The sequence below is a fragment of the Nostocoides sp. F2B08 genome, assembly GCF_009184895.1.
Taxonomy (GTDB): Bacteria; Actinomycetota; Actinomycetes; order Actinomycetales; family Dermatophilaceae; genus F2B08.
Window position 1 is genome coordinate 1 of the sequence record NZ_WESE01000042.1, and the last position, 249, is coordinate 249.

The 249-nt window shown below is 65.5% G+C and carries 1 protein-coding gene; it reads left to right on the top strand.

Going from position 1 to position 249, the window contains the following annotated elements:
* On the top strand, nt 1-249 hold a 249-nt coding region (locus tag GA707_RS20645), incomplete at both ends, for a TfoX/Sxy family protein (protein WP_193315480.1).

The following is a 249-nucleotide window of genomic DNA, read 5'->3' on the forward strand; positions in this document are numbered from 1 at the left end:
GTCCGGAGGGCTTTCGGGAGATCAAGATGTTCGGCGGCCTGTGCTGGACGATCAACGCCCACATGGCCGTTGGGACCGGTGACGATGATCTGATGGTCTATGTCGGCAAGGACGGCACTGACCACGCGCTCACACGCGGTGCTCGCCCGGCCACGATGGGGCAACGAACGATGGGTGGTGTGGTCCTGGTGGCAGCCGAGGACGTTCCCGACGCCGACTCCCTCGATGCGTGGGTTCGCCCAGCTGTGG